Origin of the sequence: Pasteurella bettyae CCUG 2042 (assembly GCF_000262245.1) — a bacterium.
In the GTDB taxonomy this organism is placed as follows: domain Bacteria; phylum Pseudomonadota; class Gammaproteobacteria; order Enterobacterales; family Pasteurellaceae; genus Basfia; species Basfia bettyae.
In genome coordinates this window covers 72,402-90,456 of record NZ_AJSX01000047.1, presented here as the reverse complement: position 1 = coordinate 90,456, position 18,055 = coordinate 72,402, and the positions used below count along the sequence as shown (strand labels likewise).

The 18,055-nt window shown below is 36.0% G+C and carries 14 protein-coding genes; 13 read left to right on the top strand and 1 reads right to left on the bottom strand.

Translation table 11 applies throughout. From position 1 onward, the window contains the following. Positions 1 to 62 precede the first annotated feature (62 nt). The 4 genes from lon to tsf all read left to right on the top strand — a co-directional run bounded on the left by lon (position 63) and on the right by tsf (position 6,462). On the top strand, positions 63 to 2,489 hold the full coding sequence (gene lon, locus HMPREF1052_RS10415) for an endopeptidase La (RefSeq protein ID WP_005761764.1): 2,427 nt from the start codon (positions 63 to 65) through the stop codon (positions 2,487 to 2,489). A 126-nt stretch (positions 2,490 to 2,615) separates the two neighbouring features. Beyond that, positions 2,616 to 4,487, top strand: a complete 1,872-nt coding sequence (gene ppiD / locus HMPREF1052_RS10410) for a peptidylprolyl isomerase (RefSeq protein ID WP_005761688.1) — start codon at positions 2,616 to 2,618, stop codon at positions 4,485 to 4,487. Between the two features lie 236 nt (positions 4,488 to 4,723). Then, positions 4,724 to 5,449: a 30S ribosomal protein S2 gene (gene rpsB, locus HMPREF1052_RS10405; protein ID WP_005761806.1), complete on the top strand. Its 726-nt coding sequence runs from the start codon at positions 4,724 to 4,726 to the stop codon at positions 5,447 to 5,449. Between the two features lie 167 nt (positions 5,450 to 5,616). After that, positions 5,617 to 6,462, top strand: a complete 846-nt coding sequence (tsf, locus tag HMPREF1052_RS10400; protein ID WP_005761792.1) for a translation elongation factor Ts — start codon at positions 5,617 to 5,619, stop codon at positions 6,460 to 6,462. A gap of 85 nt (positions 6,463 to 6,547) precedes the next feature. Here tsf and HMPREF1052_RS10395 read toward each other — a convergent pair whose 3' ends face one another. Further along, positions 6,548 to 8,104, bottom strand: a complete 1,557-nt coding sequence (locus HMPREF1052_RS10395) for a phosphoethanolamine transferase (RefSeq protein WP_040596620.1) — start codon at positions 8,102 to 8,104, stop codon at positions 6,548 to 6,550. Positions 8,105 to 8,248: 144 nt separating this feature from the next. On the opposite strand from HMPREF1052_RS10395, the gene pyrH reads away from it, so the two are divergent. The 9 genes from pyrH (at position 8,249) to lpxD (ending at position 18,035) form a co-directional block, all read left to right on the top strand. Beyond that, a complete protein-coding gene (pyrH, locus tag HMPREF1052_RS10390) occupies positions 8,249 to 8,965 on the top strand; it encodes a UMP kinase (RefSeq protein ID WP_005761788.1) in 717 nt (238 codons plus the stop codon). 74 nt (positions 8,966 to 9,039) lie between these two features. Then, complete coding sequence (gene frr, locus HMPREF1052_RS10385; protein ID WP_005761777.1) at positions 9,040 to 9,597, top strand: ribosome recycling factor; 558 nt, start codon at positions 9,040 to 9,042, stop codon at positions 9,595 to 9,597. 82 nt (positions 9,598 to 9,679) lie between these two features. Beyond that, complete coding sequence (gene ispC, locus HMPREF1052_RS10380) at positions 9,680 to 10,879, top strand: 1-deoxy-D-xylulose-5-phosphate reductoisomerase (RefSeq protein ID WP_005761744.1); 1,200 nt, start codon at positions 9,680 to 9,682, stop codon at positions 10,877 to 10,879. 93 nt (positions 10,880 to 10,972) lie between these two features. Continuing rightward, on the top strand, positions 10,973 to 11,692 hold the full coding sequence (gene uppS / locus HMPREF1052_RS10375; RefSeq protein ID WP_005761860.1) for a polyprenyl diphosphate synthase: 720 nt from the start codon (positions 10,973 to 10,975) through the stop codon (positions 11,690 to 11,692). Positions 11,693 to 11,710: 18 nt separating this feature from the next. Further along, positions 11,711 to 12,577: a phosphatidate cytidylyltransferase gene (locus HMPREF1052_RS10370; RefSeq protein WP_005761682.1), complete on the top strand. Its 867-nt coding sequence runs from the start codon at positions 11,711 to 11,713 to the stop codon at positions 12,575 to 12,577. 20 nt (positions 12,578 to 12,597) lie between these two features. Beyond that, complete coding sequence (gene rseP / locus HMPREF1052_RS10365) at positions 12,598 to 13,926, top strand: sigma E protease regulator RseP (protein ID WP_005761800.1); 1,329 nt, start codon at positions 12,598 to 12,600, stop codon at positions 13,924 to 13,926. Between the two features lie 36 nt (positions 13,927 to 13,962). Continuing rightward, the gene (gene bamA, locus HMPREF1052_RS10360) at positions 13,963 to 16,350 is read left to right on the top strand and encodes an outer membrane protein assembly factor BamA (RefSeq protein WP_005761762.1); all 2,388 of its coding nucleotides are present in this window, start codon (positions 13,963 to 13,965) and stop codon (positions 16,348 to 16,350) included. Between the two features lie 111 nt (positions 16,351 to 16,461). Next, positions 16,462 to 17,010 (top strand): OmpH family outer membrane protein, encoded by a 549-nt coding sequence (locus HMPREF1052_RS10355; RefSeq protein WP_005761891.1) that lies wholly within the window; start codon positions 16,462 to 16,464, stop codon positions 17,008 to 17,010. Next, positions 17,010 to 18,035 (top strand): UDP-3-O-(3-hydroxymyristoyl)glucosamine N-acyltransferase, encoded by a 1,026-nt coding sequence (lpxD, locus tag HMPREF1052_RS10350; RefSeq protein WP_005761815.1) that lies wholly within the window; start codon positions 17,010 to 17,012, stop codon positions 18,033 to 18,035. The genes HMPREF1052_RS10355 and lpxD overlap by 1 nt, the downstream gene beginning before the upstream one ends. Positions 18,036 to 18,055 lie beyond the last annotated feature (20 nt).

Genomic DNA, 18,055 nt, shown 5'->3' with positions numbered 1-18,055 from the left:
AGTTCTCTCTACTACCCCCATATAAGCTAAACAAATCTGAAATTTCAAATAAAGAGTAACTTATGAGCACTAGAAAAATTCAACAGAAAGAATTACCCGTTCTCCCATTGAGAGATGTTGTGGTATTTCCTTTTATGGTAATGCCATTATTTGTTGGTCGTGCGAAATCAATTCGTAGTCTAGATGAAGCCATGGAATCAGGCAAACAATTATTATTGGTCTCTCAAAAACAAGCAGAACTTGAAGAGCCAACAATTAATGATGTTTATGGAATAGGGACAATTGTTAATATTATTCAACTATTAAAACTACCTGATGGTACAGTTAAAGTATTAGTTGAAGGTCAACAACGTGCTAATATCCTTAAGTTGACAGATGAAGAATATTTTTCTGCCACAGTCACACCTATTGAAACCACTCTAGGTGACAAAAAAGAATTAGATGTTTTACGTGATACTGTTCTCACTGAATTTGAAAATTATGCAAAACAAAATAAAAAAATTCAGCCTGAATTATCAAAAGCATTATCAGATATTACTGAATTTGATCGTTTTGCCGATACCTTAGCTGCACATTTACCTATTTCTGTCAGTCACAAACAAGAAGTGCTTGAACGTGAAAATGTTGTTGAACGTTTAGAGTACTTACTTGGCACGATGGAAAGCGAAGCCGACTTATTACAAGTGGAGAAACGCATTCGTAACCGTGTGAAAAAACAAATGGAAAAAAGCCAACGTGATTACTACTTGAATGAGCAAATGAAAGCTATTCAAAAAGAACTTGGTGATGGTGAAGGTGCACCTGCGAACGACGAAATTGAACAATTACGTCAAAAAATTGAAGAGGCTAAAATGCCTCAAGAAGCATATGAAAAAGTTAATGCTGAACTGCAAAAACTGAAAATGATGTCACCAATGTCTGCAGAGGCAACCGTTGTTCGTAGCTATATTGATTGGATGATTCAAGTGCCTTGGCATAAACGCACAAAAGTAAAAAAAGATATTGCCAAAGCAGAAGAAATCCTAAATACCGATCACTATGGATTAGAACGAGTAAAAGAACGTATTTTAGAATACTTAGCGGTACAAACTCGTTTAAATCAATTAAAAGGTCCGATTCTCTGCTTAGTCGGTCCTCCTGGTGTAGGGAAAACATCTTTAGGTCAATCTATTGCTAATGCAACGGGGCGTAAATACGTCCGTATGGCATTAGGTGGTGTACGTGATGAAGCCGAAATTCGTGGTCACCGTAAAACTTATATTGGTTCATTACCAGGGAAATTAATCCAAAAAATGGCAAAAGTTGGGGTAAAAAACCCACTCTTCTTGTTAGATGAAATTGATAAAATGGCATCGGATATGAGAGGAGATCCAGCTTCAGCACTCTTAGAAGTATTAGATCCTGAACAAAACTCACACTTTAATGACCATTATTTAGAAGTAGATTACGATTTATCTGATGTTATGTTTGTTGCGACATCTAATTCGATGAATATCCCGACACCATTATTAGATCGTATGGAAGTCATTCGTCTTTCTGGCTATACAGAGGATGAAAAACTAAATATTGCAACACGTCACCTAGTTAACAAGCAAATGGAACGCAATGGCTTAAAAGCAGGTGAATTAACTATTGATGATAGTGCGATTATTGATATTATTCGCTACTATACTCGTGAAGCTGGAGTCCGTGGGCTTGAACGAGAAATCTCAAAAATTTGCCGTAAAGCAGTAAAAAACTTACTATTAACTAAGGGACTAAAATCCATCACTATTGATGCAAAACATTTACAAGATTACCTTGGCGTAAAACGTTTTGACTTTGGTTTAGCCGATACTCAAAACCGTATTGGTGAAGTCACAGGCTTAGCTTGGACGGAAGTTGGAGGAGATTTACTGACAATTGAAACAGCCTCTGTTATTGGTAAAGGCAAATTAACCTTCACTGGCTCATTAGGCGATGTTATGAAAGAATCTATTCAGGCCGCAATGACCGTTGTACGTACCCGTGCCGAAAAACTAGGAATTGCAACGGATTTTCATGAAAAAAGAGATATTCATATTCATGTTCCTGACGGCGCAACACCAAAAGATGGTCCAAGTGCAGGTATTGCCATGTGTACAGCATTAGTTTCTTGCTTAACAGGAAATCCTGTAAAAGCTGAAGTTGCGATGACTGGAGAAATTAGTTTACGAGGTAAAGTATTACCTATCGGAGGGCTAAAAGAAAAATTACTAGCCGCTCATCGAGGAGGAATTAAAACAGTTCTTATTCCAAAAGAAAATGTTAAGGATCTAGAAGAAATTCCTGATAATGCAAAATCAGCCTTAACAATTATTCCAGTGGAAACTATTGATGAAGTACTAACAATTGCTTTAGAAAATCCACCGACAGGAGTTGAATTTGTAAAAATCCAACCGACAACTAAAGTAAAAACCACAAAACCAAGAAAAGTACTGTCAAAACGGACAACCTCAACCGTAAATTAAGGTCATAAAATAAAGGAAAATGGCACGATAAAAACTCGTGCCTTTTTTATTTTTAACGTGCCAATTCAGGTCATTTCGATTATAATTCGAAAACCTTTTTAATTAAAATTTATAGGATGAATGCTAATGTCAATGGAAAAAATGCGTAATGCATCGAACAGCCTATTTTCAAAATTTCTTTTTGGTCTTATTGCTGTCGCATTCGTTATAAGTGGTATGGCGGGTTATATGGTTGCAACCACAGATACTTCCGCAGTCAAAGTGAATGGTGAAGAAATTTCACAACAGTTATTCCAACAAAGATATAACGATGAATACCAACGTTTAAGCCAACAATTAGGTGCACAATTTTCTGCGGTAGCAGATACGCCAGAGTTCTTAACAGGATTAAGAAAGTCAGTATTAAATACCCTAGTCGATCAGGAATTAGTTCGCCAATATGCTTCAGGTTTAAAATTAGCAGTTAGCGATGCCCGAATTAAGCAAGAAATTGTTAATACTCCAGCATTCCAAAAAGAAGGTAAATTTAACAACGAATTATATCAACAAACATTACGTTCTAATGGTATGACTACCGATTCCTATGCTGCCTATCTTCGAGAAGCATTACGTTTAGATCAATTACAAGTTGGTTTAAGTGGAACTGAATTTCTTTTACCCTCCCAACAAGAGCAATTCACAAATCAAATTTTTCAGAAACGTACTGTTCGTTTAGCAAATCTTCCATTAACGGCGGAAATTGCCAAACAGAATGTGACAGAACAAGAGATTGTAGATTACTATAATGCGAATAAAACAGCATTTATGGTACCAGAATTAGTAAAAGTACAATATCTTGATTTAACTAAAGAAAGTGCATCAAAATTAGTCAATGTCACTGATGTTGAGATTCAACAATATTACCAAGATAATAAAGCTCAATTTATCTCAAAAAACCAAGAACATTTATCTCATATTCAATTTGCAAATGAAAATGATGCTTTAGATGCCTATCAAGCATTACAAGCTGGCGCTGATTTCGCCACGTTAGCAAAAGAAAAATCCTTAGATAAACCCTCTGCCGCTCATAGTGGCGATTTAGGTTGGGTTAATGCAAATGATTTACCAAAAGCTTTTGCTGATGCAACAGCCTCATTATCTGTAAATCAATATAGCACCCCAATTAAAGTGGATAATAACTATCATATTATTAAATTAATAGAGAGAAAAACTGCAAACGCTTTATCTTTAGAGGAAGTCAAAGATCAAATTGCTAATCAGATTCGCCAAGAATTATTAAATAACCAATTCTATTCAATAGAAAAACAAGTGGCAGAAAAAGCATTTGAAGACCAATCTTCACTGGAAGCAGCCGCTAAAGTTGCAGGTTTAAAAGTCAAAGAAACTGACTATTTCTCACGTAAAGATATTCCTGAGGCATTAAATTTCCCTTCTGTGGCAAATGCCATTTTTGATGGTGAAGTTTCTCAAGGAGGTCAAAACTCAGAACCAATGAATGTTGCCGATCAGCATTCTATTGTTGTTCGAGTAGTAGAACATAAACCTGAAGGGATAAAATCACTAGAAGACTCTAAAGCTGAAATTAAAGCCTTCCTTGCACGCCAAAAAGCAGAAAATGCTGTATTGACTCAGGCAAATAACATCGTTGAAGCGCTCGAAAAAGGTCAACAACCAACAAGCTTAAATTTTGGTGCGTCAGAAACATGGGTATATGCAGAAAATAAAGATCCCGTATTAAATGATGTGATCTTCTCAATGCCAAAACCAGATGCAGGTAAAACCAGCTATAAAGCGGCGAAAGCAAATAATGGTGATGTTATGATTATTGCATTAAGTGCGGTAGAAAATGGTCAAGTTTCAAAGCAACAAAGCCAACAATTTGCAGCGCAAGTCATGCGTGCTCAACAAGCTGAATTACAAACTAACTTGTTAAAAGCATTACGTTCAAAAGCCAAAATTGAAGTAAATGAAGAATTCATGAAACAAAGCCAAGAATAAGTTGTTTGATTAATCCATAAAGCCTACTGTAAAAAGTAGGCTTTTTTCATTTATGGACAAAATTTTCTAGTTTTTAACCGCACTTTATGGTATAAAGAGCGCCGTTATTTTGTCTTTTTAAAATAACAAAACAATTTTATTTAAATCACACACATATCGCACGGGTAAATCGGGGTGCCAAACGGTCGATTTGCTTGGTATGTGGAGGCAAAACCCCAATTAAAAGGAAAAATATTATGGCACAAGTTTCAATGCGTGACATGCTACAAGCTGGCGTTCACTTCGGTCACCAAACTCGTTACTGGAACCCTAAAATGAGAGCATTCATCTATGGTCCACGTAATGGTGTTCACATCATTAACTTAGAAAAAACAGTTCCTATGTTTAATGATGCATTAACTGAATTAACACGTATTGCTAGTAACAATGGTAAAATCTTATTCGTTGGTACAAAACGTGCAGCTCAAGAAGCTGTTCAAACAGCAGCATTAGACTGTCAACAATATTTCGTAAATCACCGTTGGTTAGGTGGTATGTTGACTAACTGGAAAACTGTTCGTCAATCAATCAAACGTTTAAAAGATTTAGAAACTCAATCTCAAGACGGTACATTCGAAAAACTAACTAAAAAAGAAGCTTTAGTTCGTACTCGTGAGATGGAAAAACTTGAGTTAAGCCTTGGCGGTATCAAAGATATGGCTGGTCTTCCAGATGCATTATTCGTAATCGGTGCTGACTACGAACACATCGCAATCAAAGAAGCTAACAACTTAGGTATTCCAGTATTTGCCGTAGTTGATACTAACTCTAGCCCAGATGGCGTTGACTTCGTTATTCCTGGTAACGATGATGCGACTCGCGCAATTCAGTTATACGTAACAGCAGCAGCTGCAGCTGTTAAAGAAGGTCGTAGCGAACAAACTACAACTGAAGAAAAATTTGCTGAAGAAGCGGCAGAGTAATTCTGAGCCACTTTTGGTGATAGCGGCGAAAGCCCTTATTAATCACAACGATTAATTAATTAGCAGGGGCTTTAGTAGTTCCCTGCTTTTTATTTAGCTTATCAATAAAGTGCGGTCTATTTTAAAATAGTTCGCATGCCAATCCAAAGAATATAGAGGACAACAAAATGGCTGAAATTACAGCATCATTAGTAAAAGAACTTCGTGATCGTACTGGTGCAGGTATGATGGAATGTAAAAAAGCGTTAGTTGAAGCAAACGGCGATATCGAATTAGCAATCGACAATATGCGTAAATCTGGTCAAGCTAAAGCTGCTAAGAAAGCAGGCCGTGTGGCTGCGGAAGGTGTTATTCTTGCTCGAATCAACAACGGTTTCGGTGTATTAGTAGAAATGAACTGTGAAACTGACTTCGTAGCAAAAGATGCAGGTTTCTTAGGTTTAGCAAATGAAGTGGTAGATTTTGCAGCAGCAAATAAAGGTACAACTATCGAAGTATTAGCTGCACAATTTGAAGAAAAACGTGCTGCATTAGTGGCTAAAATCGGTGAAAACATGACAATCCGTCGTGTTCAATACTTAGATGGTGCTGTTGCTTCATACTTACACGGTGCGAAAATCGGCGTATTAGTTGCTGGTCAACCTGCTGATGAAGATTTATTCAAGAAAGTGGCAATGCACGTTGCAGCAAGCCGTCCAGACTATGTAAATCCATCTGATGTTCCTGCTGACGTTGTTGAACATGAACGTAATATTCAAGTTGATATTGCAATGCAATCTGGCAAACCTCGTGAAATCGCAGAAAAAATGGTTGAAGGTCGTATGAAAAAATTCACTGGTGAAGTTTCATTAACTGGTCAACCATTTGTTATGGACCCATCAAAATCTGTTGGCGAATTCCTAAAAGAAGCTGGCGCTACTGTAACAAACTTTGTTCGTTTCGAAGTAGGTGAAGGTATCGAAAAAGCTGAAACTGATTTTGCAGCAGAAGTTGCAGCAATGCAAAAAATCTAATTCAGATTAGAGTCTATTACAGATCCATATAGCAAAAAGCCCGCATTATGCGGGCTTCTTTTTATGATAAATTAGACCTTATTTTTTATTTCTTAGGTCGAATATCAATGGCAGGATCTGCATCTTTACGATATTTCTGCTTAATACGTTCAGCTAAGCCATAATCATCAGGATCAGGTTGATTAGAAAACAAATCTGTATCACCTTGGAGTTTAGGGTTTTTAATTTCCATCCAATGGGCTACTCCATCAATAAAATTCAATCCAGACTTAAATACTTTATAACGTATTTGCTCTTTATCATCAGAAGAAAATTTCATTAATGGCACTTGATGATGAAATTGGCTAAAACAGTTTTGGTTAAATAAGATACCTGCTCTATTATCATCTTGATGACATAAACCATGATCTGAGAAATAAATCATAGAAAAACTGCGGTGCGTTTTTTCATAATTTTTCTCTAACTGATTATAAACACGGCTTAAAAATTCATCGGTCTTTTTAATAGAGGAAATATAGCAATTAAGATAATCATATTTTTTGTCAATCTCACCATCTTTAAAGATCTTTTTATAATCCTCAATACGATCACAAGCAAGAGGATGCGAACCATACAGATGCAATAAGATAAAACGCTTACCCTGCTCTTTATCTTCTAATACTTGAGCAAATTTAGGTAATAATTCAAAATCACTATAATTAGTTGAATTAAAACTTCCACCTTTTTTCAAGAAGACCATCTGATCAGATTTAGAAGCTAATGATGCCACTGGCGTATCATATTCGCCTAAATAACCTTGATTAGAAATCCAATAAGTTTTTATCCCTGCAGATTTGATCAAATCGACTAAACTAAGATCATAATTAGGTGTACCTTCTCGTTTATTAGACTCTGTAAACATTAAACGCAATGAAGCAACAGTATTGGTACCAGCCACTGAAAAACCATCAATCATAACGCCCTTAGCATTTGACATAAATGGTGTATTCTCAATTGGATAACCATAAGCATGATGATAATCCTTACGTGCACTTTCACCTAATACGATCACATAATCTTGATAAGGTGAATTCTCTAAGGTTGAAGTTCCCCAACTGCTTGCTTGTGACATATTTTTTAACTTATCAAGCTCATCTATAACCTGTACAGTAGAATTAACCGCTTCTTTTAAGGGGTTGGCAATGGGTAAATGGAAAGCCACCAATAAAGCAGATAACGTTAAAAAAGTTTTATTACGATAAAATTGAACATTAAATCTTCTTGCTATTTTATATTGTAAGAAAATTAATACTAAAATAGCTAACGCGGCTACATAACTTAACAGAGGAATCTGAAAAAGGAATTCTTTAGTTTCCAGAATATCTGTAGAAAAAATAGAGGCAATATATTGGTAACTAGGTGGACCAAAATTCAAGCCAGCTGGTGTATAAATAGCATGTAGTAATGCAATAGGCACCAAGATAAAATAAAAGCTTTTCTTGCTACTGCTCAAGAATAAAATAATCACTGTAAATAAAAGTATTAACGCGATACTTGGAACAGCAAAAACACCTGAGCCTTTTAACATCAAGAAGCCAGCAAGTGCTGCACAAATTACACAAAAAAGTGCGGCATAAATTTGAGAAATTTTAAATAAACGCATAATATTGATATATGTTGCCATCAAATAAATCAAGGATGAGTATTTTATCCTAGATTATCCACTAATTTCTAGCATTAACTTCTTCACAGCCTGTCTGGAATCTTATAAAATAAACCAATTTTGTAGCACAAAAAGGAAAAAATAATGAGCCAACCAATTTATAAAAGAATTTTACTTAAATTAAGCGGTGAAGCATTACAAGGTGAGGAAGGCTTTGGTATCGATCCTTCTATTCTCGACCGAATGGCACTTGAAATCAAAGAATTAGTTGAAATGGGTGTTGAAGTTGGAGTGGTGCTTGGAGGTGGTAACTTATTCCGTGGTGCAAAACTAGCCAAAGCAGGCATGAATCGTGTTGTAGGTGACCATATGGGTATGCTTGCAACCGTGATGAATGGTTTAGCAATGCGTGATGCCCTGCATCGTGCTGAAGTCAATGCAAAATTAATGTCAGCTTTCCAATTAAATGGTATTTGTGATACTTATAACTGGTCTGAAGCAATCAAAATGTTACGTGAAAAACGTGTTGTTATTTTTTCAGCGGGTACAGGAAGTCCATTCTTTACTACAGATTCGGCGGCTTGTTTACGAGGTATCGAAATTGAAGCCAATGTGGTATTAAAAGCCACTAAAGTTGATGGTGTATATGATTGTGATCCAGCCAAAAACCCTAATGCTAAATTATTCAATCAATTAACCTATGCTGAAGTTATCGATCAAGAACTTAAAGTGATGGACTTAGCGGCATTTACCTTAGCTCGTGATCATAATATGCCAATTCGTGTATTTAATATGGTTAAACCAGGTGCATTACGTAAAGTGATTTTAGGAACTGACGAAGGCACAACAATTAGCGGTTAAAATTTCTAGGAAAAACATAAGAATTTAGCTAAAATTCCTCTGTTTTGATATTTATTTAAAAGGAAAAAATTTTAATGATTAATGAAATCAAAAAAGATGCTCAAGATCGTATGGAAAAAAGCTTAGAAGCACTTCGTGGTCATATTGCGAAAATTCGTACAGGTCGTGCTCAACCAAGTTTATTAGATGCGATTCAAGTTGAATACTATGGTTCTGCGACTCCACTTCGTCAACTAGCTAACGTGGTGGCTGAAGATGCTCGTACTTTAGCCGTAACGGTATTTGATCGTTCTTTAATCCAAGCGGTTGAAAAAGCAATTTTAACTTCTGATTTAGGTTTAAACCCTTCATCAGCAGGGACTACTATCCGTGTTCCACTTCCGCCATTAACGGAAGAACGTCGTCGTGATTTAATCAAATTAGTTAAAGGTGAAGGTGAACAAGGTAAAGTCGCTATTCGTAACGTACGTCGTGATGCAAATGATCAAATCAAAGCCTTATTAAAAGATAAAGAAATCAGCGAAAACGATCAACGTAAAGCAGAAGAAGATATCCAAAAAATTACTGATACTTATATCAAAAAAGTAGATGAAGTATTGGCGGATAAAGAAAAAGAATTAATGGATTTCTAATTTCTATTTAATGATATAAAAAGACGCAGTTCCTACTGCGTCTTTTGCTGTTTATTGTCATCATCAAAGTGCGGTCAAAATTATGAAAAAAACAAAAAACATTGTGATTCTAGGTTCAACAGGTTCTATAGGTGCAAGCACTCTTTCCGTTATTGAGCATAACCCTGAACAATATCGAGCGTTTGCCTTGGTGGGCGGATGTAATGTCGACTTGATGGTCGAACAATGTTTAAAATTTCAACCGCAGTTTGCTGCTTTAGACAATAAATTAGCAGCTAAACAACTTTCAGAAAAATTAAAAACGGTAGGCAGTAAAACCGTCGTTTTAGCAGGACAAAAAGCCATATGTGAATTAGCTGCACACCCAGATGCTGATCAAGTTATGGCAGCTATTGTTGGTGCAGCTGGATTACTCCCAACACTTTCTGCTGTGCAAGCAAGCAAAACGGTATTACTTGCAAATAAAGAAACATTAGTTACTTGTGGTCAATTATTTATTGATGAAGTAAAACGCACAAAAGCACGCTTATTACCCGTGGATAGCGAACATAATGCGATTTTCCAATCCTTACCGCCTGAGGCACAGCAACAAATAGGCTTTTGTCCACTCAAAGAACTTGGTATTTCAAAAATTGTTTTAACAGGATCTGGTGGCCCATTCCGTTATACGGATTTAAATGAATTCAATAAGATTACGCCAAAGCAAGCAATAGCTCATCCTAATTGGTCCATGGGTAAGAAAATTTCTGTAGACTCGGCAACTATGATGAACAAAGGCCTAGAATATATTGAGGCACGTTGGTTATTCAATGCAAGTGCGGATGAAATGGAAGTAATTATTCATCCTCAATCTATCATTCATTCCATGGTACGATACATTGATGGTTCAGTAATTGCACAAATGGGCAATCCAGATATGCGAACACCAATTGCAGAAACCATGGCCTATCCAAAACGTATTATTTCAGGTGTATCACCATTAGATTTCTACCAACTCAATGGATTAACCTTTTTAGCTCCTGATTCTCATCGTTATCCTAATTTGAAATTAGCTATAGATGCCTTTACAGCTGGTCAATATGCAACTACTGCAATGAATGCAAGTAATGAAATTGCTGTAGATGCATTTTTAAACAAAATGATTAAATTTACAGATATTGCTACAGTAAATAAAAAAGTTGTGGAACTTATTCAGCCTCAAGTTATCAATAGTATAGATGATGTATTAGAGGTAGATAAACAAGCTCGTTTAATGGCCAAAAAAGTAATTTACTCAATCTAATGAATAAGAATATGGGGAGAATCTACCCTATACTCATAACTTATGATATATTCATCGCCAAATAAAAGTGCGGTAAAAATCTAAAAAATTTAAATGAAAGAACTTGATCCAAATAAGATTCCTCAACATATTGCCATTATTATGGACGGTAATGGACGTTGGGCAAAACAAAAAGGCAAAATGCGTATTTTTGGTCATAAAAATGGTGTGATGGCTGTACGTAAATCTGTCTCATATGCCCTAAAAATTGGGGTTAATGCGTTAACCTTATACGCTTTTAGCAGTGAAAATTGGAATCGTCCAGAGCAAGAAGTCAGTGCATTAATGACTCTTTTTATGCATGCACTAGATAGCGAAGTCAAAAAACTACATAAAAATAATATTAAATTACGGATTATTGGTGACACTTCTCGTTTTAGTGATAAATTACAAGAAAAAATTGCTGATGCAGAAGCATTAACCGCAAATAATCAGGCATTAACACTGAATATTGCAGCTAATTATGGTGGTTGTTGGGATATTGTACAAGCTACACAACAAATCGCTCAGCAAGTAAAAGAAGGAAAGATTGATACTACTGATATTAATGAAGCCTTTTTTCAACACCATTTAGTTACTCAAGAACAACCACCTGTGGATTTATTAATTCGAACTAGTGGTGAACAGCGTATAAGCAATTTTTTATTATGGCAAATTGCTTATGCTGAACTTTATTTCTCAGAAGTACTGTGGCCAGACTTTAATGAAGAAGCATTCAATCAAGCTATTTATGCTTATCAACAACGCGACCGCCGTTTTGGAACGAGCGAATAACACAAAGAGGAACATCTTTTGCTTAAAGAACGTATTTTATCTGCTATTGTTTTAATTGCGATTGTATTTGCTGCATTATTGCTATTTTCTCCATTCTATTTTGGATTATGTTTGGTAGTAGTGATCACTTTGGGCATATGGGAATGGACACAATTTCCTAAAATTAAGACTGAGGTTTGGCGTTATGTCATTACGGCAATCTCTGCAACGTTCTTATTCTTATTCATTTATAGCCATTCTGATTATCTCAATGCTGGTCGAGTATTCGATGATTTAGCAGAACCATTGATGCTATGTGCGGTCATTTGGTGGATTGTGGCATTCTTCTTAGTAATAAACTATCCTAAATCCGCAATGGTATGGGGGAAATCACTGATTCTGCATGCTATTTTTGCTTTCTTTACATTAGTTCCGTTCTTAATCGGTGTATTAAAACTACGCTTAGATAACTATGTGACTAATGTTCATCATGGCATTATGTTATTACTTTATGTATGTATTTTAGTCTGGGCGGCAGATAGTGGTGCTTATTTTGCTGGGCGAGCTTTTGGTAAACATAAACTTGCCCCTAAAGTTTCTCCAGGTAAAACATGGGAAGGTGTCGTAGGAGGATTAATTACAGCTTGTATTTTTGCTTATGGTTTCCAAATGATAGTAGGAGAATCTCTATTTAATCATGGCAATAAGCTATCGCTAACGATACTATCAGTGGCAACAGTTACAATTTCAGTATTAGGTGATTTAACTGAAAGTATGTTTAAGCGAGAAAGTGGTATTAAGGATAGTAGCCATTTAATTCCAGGTCATGGTGGCATTTTAGATCGTATTGATAGTTTAACAGCTGCAACACCATTTTTTGCCTACTTCTACTTCTTTGTATTATAAGCATAAGGAATTAGTCAATAATGTCATTCTTATGGTCGTTACTCTCATTTATTGTTGTTATTAGTGTGCTGGTATCAGTACATGAATATGGACATTTTTGGGCGGCAAGAAAGTGCGGTATAAAAGTACATCGTTTTTCCATCGGTTTTGGTAAAGTGATATGGCGTAAAATAGATAAGCAAGGGACAGAATTTGCTATTTCAATGCTTCCCCTCGGAGGCTATGTCAAAATGCTTGATGAACGCAATGAACAAGTACCCGAAGTACTAAAGTCACAAGCATTTAATAATAAGTCGGTTTTACAACGTGCCTTTGTGATAGCGGCAGGACCTTTAGCAAATTTTTTATTTGCAATCTTAGCTTACTGGGTGATTTATTCAATTGGCATTCCAAGTGTTAAACCTGTTATATCATCTATACAAGCTCAATCTATTGCCGCACAAGCGGAAATTCCTAGTAATACACAAATTATTGCAATAGATGATACACCTACAGCAGATTGGGAATCCATTAATATGCTATTAGCTTCTAAACTTGGAAATCAACAAGTGAAGCTAACCTTGACACCTTTTGGTGAGACATCTGAGATACATAAAACCTTAGATCTTACCACTTGGAAATATGATCCTGAAAAAGAAAGTGCATTCGGCTCTTTAGGTATTGAGCCAATTTCAGGTAAAGTTGAGATGAAGATCTCTAAAATTATTGATAATTCTCCTGCGGCTAAAGCAGGATTGCAGATAGGTGATGTTATTCGTCAATCTTCTGGTACAGAATTTAATTGGCAAGATTTTGTTAAGCTGGTTCAAGCAGGAAAAACAATTGATGTACAAGTAGATCGTGCGGGTCAAATATTTAACACCAGTATCACGCCAGAATTTACAGAAAAACGTTGGATGGTTGGCATATCTCCTACATTTGAACCGATTAATGAGAAGTATCGTACTGAACTAAAATATGATATGCTTAATGCCCTACAAAAAGGAGCAGAAAAAACATTTCAGCTTTCTTGGTTAACGATTAAGGTAATTGGTAAATTATTTACGGGTGATTTATCTATTAATAATTTAAGTGGACCGATTTCCATTGCGAAAGGCGCAGGTATTTCCTCTAGTTATGGCTTGGTGTATTATTTAAGTTTTATGGCACTTATTAGTGTCAACCTCGGAATAATGAACTTATTTCCTTTGCCTGTTTTAGATGGTGGACATCTTGTTTTTCTTGCAGCTGAAGGAATTATGCGAAAACCCGTTTCTGAACAAATTCAAAATGTAAGTTATCGAATTGGAGCAACACTCTTGTTATTGCTAACAATCTTTGCTCTATTTAATGATTTCTTACGTTTATAATAAAATGTATTGATCTTATTTGGGATAATATTAACGATGAAAAAACTCTTAATTGCTAGCTTATTACTTAGCGCAACAAATGCGATAGCGGCGCCTTTCGTTGTTCAAGATATTCGCATTGATGGGGTTCAAGCAGGATCTGAAAGTGCCATTATCGCTGGCCTACCTGTACGAGTTGGTCAACGTGCAACAGATAGTGATCTTGCTAATGTTGTCAAAACACTCTTCGCACGAGGTTATGAAGACGTAAGGGCTGGACGAGATGGTAATACCCTTGTTATTGCAATATCACAAAAGCCAATTATTTCAGATGTTACCATTGATGGTAATAGTGCAATTCCAACAGATGCGCTTAAACAAAATTTAGAAGATAATGGTTTTAAGCCAGGCGAACGGTTGAATCGAGAAAAACTTGAAGCATTTCGCCAAGGAGTTCAAGACCACTATACCAGCACGGGGCGATATAACGCTAAAGTAGAAACTATCGTTAATCAACTTCCTAATAATACAGCTGAAGTCAAATTACAAATTAAAGAAAATGATGTAGCTTTATTAGACTCAGTTACTTTCGAAGGCAATAACGCATTTGATAGTGATACCTTACAAGAACAGATGGAACTCCAGCCTGATGCTTGGTGGAAACTGTTTGGTAATAAATTTGAGAATGTACAATTTGGTAAAGACTTAGATACCATCACTAATTATTACCAAAACCGTGGCTATGCAAAATTCCATATCACAGGGACAGACGTCAAATTAGATGATTCAAAAAAACATGCTACAGTAAAAGTCATGATGAATGAAGGTGATTTATATAACCTCAAAAGTGCACGGATCATCGGTGATGTAGCTGGTATGCAAGATGAATTACAGCCAATTTTAAAAACCTTACATATTGGCGAGATATTTCGTCGCAATGAGGTAAAAGCTGTTGAAGATCAAATTAAAACAAAATTAAGTGAACGTGGTTATGCAAGTGCAACCGTCAATAGTCATCCTGAATTTGATGAAAATAATAAAGAGATTGCACTAAGTTTTATAGTTGAAGCTGGCCGTCGTTATAGTGTTCGTCAAATTCGTTTTGAAGGAAATACTGTCAGTGCTGATAGCACATTACGCCAAGAAATGCGTCAACAAGAAGGTACATGGTTATCATCTCAATTAGTAGAATTAGGGAAAATTCGCCTAGATCGTACTGGTTTCTATGAAACTGTTGAACACCGTACAGAGGCTGTACCAGGTACAGATGATCAACTTGATGTCATTTATAAAGTAAAAGAACGTAATACAGGTAGTATTAACTTTGGTATTGGTTATGGTACAGAAAGTGGCTTTAGTTACCAAGCAAGTATAAAACAAGACAACTTCTTAGGTATGGGATCATCAGTCAGTTTATCAGGTTCTCGCAACGACTATGGTACAAGTGTCAGTTTAGGTTATACCGAACCATACTTTACTAAAGATGGTGTTAGCCTTGGTGGTAATATCTTCTATGAAAAATATGATAATTCAGATAGTGATACCGAAGCAGCATATGCTAGAACAACATATGGCGTAAATACAACCTTAAGCTTCCCTGTAAATGAAAATAACTCATATTACTTGGGATTAGGTTATGCATATAACAAACTTAAGAATATTACTCCTGAATATAATCGTGCTCAATATCTTAAATCTATGAACTATGATAAATGGGTATTTAAATCTCATGACTTCACGTTCTCTACAGGTTGGATATATAACAATTTAAATCGTGGTTTCTTACCAACTGAAGGGGTTAAAGCAACACTGGGTGGTATCATCACTATCCCTGGTTCTGATAATAAATACTATAAAATTAGTGCAGATATCGCTGGCTATTATCCTTTAGATCGTGCCCATACTTGGGTACTTTCTGGTAAAGCTGGAGCCGCCTATGCAAATGGTATGGGAGGTAAAAAATTACCGTTCTACCAAAACTACAATATTGGTGGTATATCTAGCTTGCGTGGTTTCTCTTATGGGGGTGTAGGCCCGAATGCAATTTACTATTCTGAAAACTGTACTGATGCTGCTGGTCATACAGTAAAAGGATATTGTGGCTACAGTGATGATGTTGTAGGTGGTAATGCAATGGCGACAGCTAGTGTGGAACTTATTGTACCAACACCATTTGTTGCTGAGAAAAACCAAAATTCAGTACGTACCTCATTCTTTGTTGATGCAGGTAGTTTATGGAACACACACTGGTCTTCAAAAGATAAAAGTAAATATCCAAACTTACCTGATTATAGTGATCCATCACGTATTCGTGCATCTGCTGGGATAGGTTTCCAATGGCAATCACCAATTGGACCTTTGGTATTCTCTTATGCAAAACCGTTCAAAAAATATGCACGTGATGATATTGAACAGTTCCAATTTACTATCGGTGGAACATTCTAATACTATAGGGAACTTATTAATCTTTCGTTAGTCAAATAGTTCGACGTCTGCCTTAAACATCACTTAGTTTAAGGCAGCATATTAACACTTACTTAAAGGAAACATAATCCAATGAAAAAAGTCGTAAAAGCAACCGCACTTTCTTTAGCTTTAGCATTCACTTCATCAATGGCAATCGCAGCTGAAAATATTGCATTTATTAATGCCGGTTATTTATTCCAAAATCACCCAGATCGTGAAGCAGTAGCAAAAAAATTAGATGCTGAATTTAAAGAACAAGCAGATAAATTAGCCGCAAATAAAAAATCTATCGATGGTAAAATTGCAGCACTAGAAAAAGATGCTAAAAATCCTAAAGAACGTCCTTCAGATTTAAAAAAACGTGAAGAAGAAATCAATAAACTAATGCAAAAGCACGATCAACAAGTACGTAAATTCCAAATGGAAAATGAAAAACGTCAAACTGAAGAACGTGCTAAAATTTTAGAAAAAATCCAATCTGCAACAAATAAATTAGCTAAAGAAAAAGGCTATACTTATGTGTTAGATGCCAATTCTGTAGTATTTGCCGTAGATGGTAAAGATATTACTACTGATGTATTAAAAGCAATTGGTGGTAAAGTTGAAGAACCAGCAAAACCAGCAGAAGCTACTAAATAATGCGATACTATTCTCTTAAAGAATTAGCAGAACAAATCGGCGCTACCATTCGTGGTAACGCCGATGTTACAGTTGAAAGTATTGCACCATTAGATAAAGCAACTCCAAACCAACTTACTTTCATTTCTAATGCTAAATTTCGTCCTCTTTTATCTAAATCAGAAGCAGGAATTTTGGTTATTTCTGAAGCAGATATAGAATTCTGTAGAGAAAATAGTAATTTAATCATTACTAAAAACCCTTATGTAGCTTATGCTATTCTTGCTCAATATATGGACACTACACCTAAAGCTGCTACAAACATCGCACCTAGTGCGGTTATTTCAAACTCAGCAAAATTAGGTAAAAATGTCTCTGTCGGTGCCAATGCTGTTATCGAAGATAATGTTGAAATTGGTGATAATGCTATTATTGGGGCAGGCTGTTTTATCGGTAAAAACACTAAAATTGGGGAAAATACTCAATTATGGGCAAATGTCAGCATCTATCATAATGTACAAATTGGTACAAATTGCCTTATTCAGTCGGGTGCAATCATTGGTTCTGATGGTTTTGGCTATGCTAATGAACGTGGTCGTTGGATTAAGATTCCTCAAACAGGTAGCGTACATATTGGTAATCATGTAGAAATTGGAGCATGCACATGTATTGACCGAGGAGCCCTAGATGCAACAGTCATTGAAGATAATGTTATTATCGATAATCTTTGCCAAATTGCCCACAATGTACATATTGGTACTGGTACCGCCATAGCTGGTGGTGTAATTATGGCTGGTAGTTTAACTGTAGGCCGTTATTGCCAAATCGGCGGAGCAAGTGTCATCAATGGTCATATGGAAATTTGTGACCAAGCAGTTATTACTGGTATGAGTATGATTCTTCGTCCTATTACAGAGCCAGGTATTTATTCATCAGGTATTCCAGCTCAACTCAATAAAGAATGGCGCAAAACTGCGGCATTAACCTTAGATATTGATAAAATGAATAAACGCTTAAAAGCACTAGAGAAGAAATTCATCAAATAAATCACAAAAACGTACTTTAG

Excerpts from the sequence above, each read along its gene's own strand:
- lon (WP_005761764.1), top strand. The coding sequence starts at position 63 with ATGAGCACTAGAAAAATTCAACAGAAAGAATTACCCGTTCTCCCATTG.
- ppiD (WP_005761688.1), top strand. The coding sequence starts at position 2,616 with ATGTCAATGGAAAAAATGCGTAATGCATCGAACAGCCTATTTTCAAAA.
- rpsB (WP_005761806.1), top strand. The coding sequence starts at position 4,724 with ATGGCACAAGTTTCAATGCGTGACATGCTACAAGCTGGCGTTCACTTC.
- tsf (WP_005761792.1), top strand. The coding sequence starts at position 5,617 with ATGGCTGAAATTACAGCATCATTAGTAAAAGAACTTCGTGATCGTACT.
- HMPREF1052_RS10395 (WP_040596620.1), bottom strand. The coding sequence starts at position 8,104 with ATGCGTTTATTTAAAATTTCTCAAATTTATGCCGCACTTTTTTGTGTA.
- pyrH (WP_005761788.1), top strand. The coding sequence starts at position 8,249 with ATGAGCCAACCAATTTATAAAAGAATTTTACTTAAATTAAGCGGTGAA.
- frr (WP_005761777.1), top strand. The coding sequence starts at position 9,040 with ATGATTAATGAAATCAAAAAAGATGCTCAAGATCGTATGGAAAAAAGC.
- ispC (WP_005761744.1), top strand. The coding sequence starts at position 9,680 with ATGAAAAAAACAAAAAACATTGTGATTCTAGGTTCAACAGGTTCTATA.
- uppS (WP_005761860.1), top strand. The coding sequence starts at position 10,973 with ATGAAAGAACTTGATCCAAATAAGATTCCTCAACATATTGCCATTATT.
- rseP (WP_005761800.1), top strand. The coding sequence starts at position 12,598 with ATGTCATTCTTATGGTCGTTACTCTCATTTATTGTTGTTATTAGTGTG.
- bamA (WP_005761762.1), top strand. The coding sequence starts at position 13,963 with ATGAAAAAACTCTTAATTGCTAGCTTATTACTTAGCGCAACAAATGCG.
- HMPREF1052_RS10355 (WP_005761891.1), top strand. The coding sequence starts at position 16,462 with ATGAAAAAAGTCGTAAAAGCAACCGCACTTTCTTTAGCTTTAGCATTC.
- lpxD (WP_005761815.1), top strand. The coding sequence starts at position 17,010 with ATGCGATACTATTCTCTTAAAGAATTAGCAGAACAAATCGGCGCTACC.